This window comes from Caloramator australicus RC3 (genome assembly GCF_000297115.1).
Lineage (GTDB): Bacteria > Bacillota > Clostridia > Clostridiales > Caloramatoraceae > Caloramator > Caloramator australicus.
Genome location: NZ_CAKP01000137.1, coordinates 1 through 4,001, shown reverse-complemented (window position 1 = coordinate 4,001; position 4,001 = coordinate 1). Strand labels below are relative to the sequence as shown.

Sequence of the window (4,001 nt, the reverse complement as noted above, 5' to 3'; positions counted from 1 at the left end):
CCTCCTAGGAGCGTAATAATACTTTTCTTGTCTTTTCTTTCAACTATCCATTCCTTTTTTCTCTTATCATCTTCTTTAATCGCTTTATCTAATTCTTCTAAAAAGTCTTTTATTATATTCCTTCCAAGTTCATCAGTCGATTCTTTAACTACCTCAACAAGTTTTGTAAAATCCCATTCTTTTGACAGCATTTCTTCTACATTTTTTATTAATTTAGTAGTGAAATTTATTAAATGTTGTTGTATAATATCATGTTGTATAATATTATTCAAAAGAGACACCCCCTTATTGATTTGTGTTTTTTCCACTTTTTATTTTACCACAGGGGTTGTCTCTTTTAAATTTTTTGTCCTTTTTCGTCCTACAATAATTTTACACTATGATGATGAGGATCTTAAAAAATTAACTCAAGAACTTACAGGCAAAAATGAAAGCAAAGAATGGACCAAAGATGACGCTTCTAAGATAATACAGGAACTTAAAAACTATCAAAAATAAAAGGCAGGGACAACCTGCCTTTTATGCATACTGTAAAAATACCTTGTAAGCTTTATAAGTTTCATAAATATCAGCTTTACTTGCTATTTCCCAAGGAGCATGCATGCTAAGAAGTGCTACACCACAGTCTACAACTTCCATTCCATATTCAGCAAGTATATAAGCTATTGTTCCGCCACCGCCTTGGTCAACTTTTCCAAGTTCGCCAGTTTGCCAAATTATATTATGCTTATTGAATAGGTCCCTTAGATAACCTAAAAATTCTGCATTAGCATCGTTACATGAATATTTTCCTCTTGAACCTGTATACTTTGTTATTACTATACCTTTGCCCATATAGGCTGTATTTTTTCTTTCAAGAACGCTTGGATAAATCGGGTCAAAAGCAGCAGTAACATCAGACGATAGCATCTTTGAATTTGCAAGACATCTTCTTAATTTCAACTCTGAATATTCACCCATCAATTCCATAACTTCTGCAACAACATTTTCAAAGAATCTTGAATGCATTCCTGTTGCTCCATTGCTTCCAATCTCCTCTTTATCTACAAATAGCGCCACGCATGTTTTTTCTGGTTTTTCAATCTCTAATATTGCCTCTAAAGAAGTATAAGCACAAACTCTGTCATCATGACCATAAGCCATTACCATGCTTCTATCTAAACCAACATCCCTTGCTCTACCAGCTGGCACAATTTCAAATTCTGCAGTAACAAAATCCTCTTCATCAATTCCATATCTTTCGTTTAAAATTCTTAAAATATTTAATTTTATTCTGCCCTTTGCCTCTTTGTCCTCTATTGGTCTGCTTCCAATAAGAACATTTAGATCTTCTCCTTCAATACCCTTTGCTAATTTCTTTTCCATTTGATCTGCAGATAAATGTATTAGAAGGTCGGTTATGTAAAGAACAGGGTCATTTTCATCTTCTCCAATAACTATGTTAACCTTTTCTCCACCCTTTTTTACAACAACGCCATGAAGGGCAAGCGGTATTGTTACCCACTGATATTTTTTAATACCACCGTAATAATGTGTTTCAAGTAATGCGAAACCTTCATCTTCATAAAGTGCATTAGGCTTTAAATCTATTCTTGGTGAATCTATATGGGACCCTACTATATTCATTCCTTTTTCCATGGGAGTTGCACCAATTACAAATAAAGCTACTGCCTTTTCCTTGTTAACTGCAAAAACTTTATCCCCTGCTGAAAGTTTCTTATTTTGTGCAATAGCATCGTTTAAATCGATAAAACCTTTTTCCTTTGCCATCCTAACTATTTCTGCTGTAGCTTCTCTTTCAGTTTTTGCCTTATTCATGAAATCCTTATACCTTTCAGCAAAATCCATCATTTCCTTAACTTCATTTTCCCTAATCTTATCCCAAACGTATTCATATTTTTTTGTAAGGGTTTCAAGCTTGTTATTTTCCATATACTAACCTCCTTAAAATTTAGTCAATTTAATTCTATCACTAAATTTCGGTAAATTCAAACACTTCATTCTCTGTCACTATAGCATCCATCTTGGCATCATATTCTTCATTAAAAACAGAATCGCAAATTTGAAATGAGTAGCATACGCCTATTTTTATTCCTCTATAATCAGAAAGAAATCTATCATAATATCCTGCTCCATAGCCTAATCTATAACCCGACCTTGAAAAGGCAACGCCAGGAACTATTACAATATCGATATCATTTTTATTGACTATTTCAAAAATTTTCGGTTCAGGTATTCCATATTCGCCTTCTTCTAAATCATCGAAGGATTTAATTTTGCATGGCAAGATAGTATAAGTTTCTTTAATGGATTTAGGGAAAATAACTCCAATTTCCATATCAAAACAAAATAAAGCAAGTTTTAGAGTAGAGACTTCATTTTTTATAGGATAATAAAGCATTATGTTTTTAATCTTTTTATATTTAAGCATTTCAATTAATTTATCCATTATTTTATTACTTTTTGTTTCTACTTCATATTTAGACATTTCTAATCGCTTTTTAATCAATTCCCTTCTTAATTCTTTTTTCATATAATCACCTAAATTTAATGCTTATGTTGGCAATGATCATGCCCACAAGTACATTTGTTTTCTTTTTGAAGTTTTTCATATTCTTCCGGAGTTACAATTTTTATATTATCAAGCTGTGCCTTTAAGCTTTCTTTCACTGAATCCACATAAAGTCTTCTAAGATATACCTGCTCCTTCTTTTCTTCCTCTGTTAACGTTCCCTCTACTTGTTTTTTATAAAGTTCATTAATTCTTTTAATCTGTTCCTTTGTAATCATGATATCATCCTTTCTAACGTAAATATAATGTTTTTAAAGGAGTATAAATTCTTTTCCTATCTATCTCTTCACTTTTCATGATAACAATTTTATCAAATATTATCTTATCAATGCAAATATCTTCTAATTTGCCCTTTAATTCAGCAAAAGGGATCTTAATCTCAACATCCTGAGCTATCGTAACATGGGGAATAAACTTATTATCCCTTTTAAATCCAAACTTGTTTGTAATATCATCTACCCTTACTGCAATTTCTTTAATTTTTTCAATCTCACCCCATACATTTAAAAATATCGTTTTAATATTATTGCCACTTCTAAAAACATCAATTCCCTTTAAATAAGCATTTATTTTGTTAATATCTTTAAAGTTTTTAATTAGTTCCTCATAAATTTCATCTATAGTTTCGTTATCTGTTTCACCTAAAAATTTAATTGTTAGATGGAAATTATTTATGTGCTTAAATCTCCCCTTAAATGAATTCTCCTTTATAAGAGTTTGAACCTTTGCAATTTCCTCCTTCGTTCTTTTATCAAACTCAAAGGTAATGAAAGTCCTCAAAATATCACCACCAAATATTTAAAATTACCATTAAATAGTGCTATAATTATATACTAAAGGAAAAAAATAATAATGTAAACAACTTTAAAGATTGAGATAGTGTCAAGATATTGTAGGTTAATTTTTATAGACAACCCCCTAAAATGTTTAAAATCAAGACTTTCGTAAGCTTTTAAACTTTAAATTATATTTTCATATTTAATTGATTTTAATATCTTATACATTGGCGTTACTTTTCCAATATTTAATATTGTTATATTATTTATTCCTTCTCGTGAAGAATTATTTATTCTTTTAATTGTTTCTTTTATCTTCTTTTTATTTAATCTAAATGTTTCAACGTCTTCCTTGTATATACTTATTTCCCTTAAATTACCTCCATTCCTGCTAAATACCCTTAGCTTTGCCATTATCTTTAATCCCTCTTTACTCCATCCTAATGGCCTACTGCTTAATCTCGCTGATAATACATGGCTTATATGCCCTTCTGCACTGCATCCTATTACATCCTCGTCCTCTTTATATATTACTATCCCTTCCCAGTTATTTAATATATATCTCCTTGCTTCTTTTGCTCTCTCCTTTTCTGTCTTAGTTTCTGCTATATTTATTAACTCCTTAAATATCTCCCTTAAAACCTTCTTATCCC

6 protein-coding genes are annotated in these 4,001 nt (G+C 30.7%); all 6 read right to left on the bottom strand.

Translation table 11 applies throughout. From position 1 onward, the window contains the following. Positions 1-272, bottom strand: a 272-nt coding sequence (locus CAAU_RS12590) for a UPF0236 family transposase-like protein (RefSeq protein WP_040306720.1), incomplete at its 3' end; no start/stop codon positions are given. Between the two features lie 247 nt (positions 273-519). Then, positions 520-1,932, bottom strand: a complete 1,413-nt coding sequence (locus CAAU_RS12580) for an aminopeptidase (RefSeq protein ID WP_008909814.1) — start codon at positions 1,930-1,932, stop codon at positions 520-522. A 40-nt stretch (positions 1,933-1,972) separates the two neighbouring features. Beyond that, positions 1,973-2,533: a 5-formyltetrahydrofolate cyclo-ligase gene (locus tag CAAU_RS12575; protein ID WP_008909813.1), complete on the bottom strand. Its 561-nt coding sequence runs from the start codon at positions 2,531-2,533 to the stop codon at positions 1,973-1,975. A gap of 14 nt (positions 2,534-2,547) precedes the next feature. Beyond that, complete coding sequence (locus CAAU_RS12570) at positions 2,548-2,790, bottom strand: DUF896 domain-containing protein (protein WP_008909812.1); 243 nt, start codon at positions 2,788-2,790, stop codon at positions 2,548-2,550. Positions 2,791-2,803: 13 nt separating this feature from the next. Beyond that, on the bottom strand, positions 2,804-3,352 hold the full coding sequence (gene thpR, locus CAAU_RS12565; protein WP_008909811.1) for an RNA 2',3'-cyclic phosphodiesterase: 549 nt from the start codon (positions 3,350-3,352) through the stop codon (positions 2,804-2,806). Positions 3,353-3,531: 179 nt separating this feature from the next. After that, positions 3,532-4,001 (bottom strand): UPF0236 family transposase-like protein (locus CAAU_RS14420; protein ID WP_040306718.1); only part of this gene is annotated, 470 nt, incomplete at its 5' end.

Coding starts and splice junctions, on each gene's coding strand:
- CAAU_RS12580 (WP_008909814.1), bottom strand. CDS start 1,932: ATGGAAAATAACAAGCTTGAAACCCTTACAAAAAAATATGAATACGTT.
- CAAU_RS12570 (WP_008909812.1), bottom strand. CDS start 2,790: ATGATTACAAAGGAACAGATTAAAAGAATTAATGAACTTTATAAAAAA.
- CAAU_RS12575 (WP_008909813.1), bottom strand. CDS start 2,533: ATGAAAAAAGAATTAAGAAGGGAATTGATTAAAAAGCGATTAGAAATG.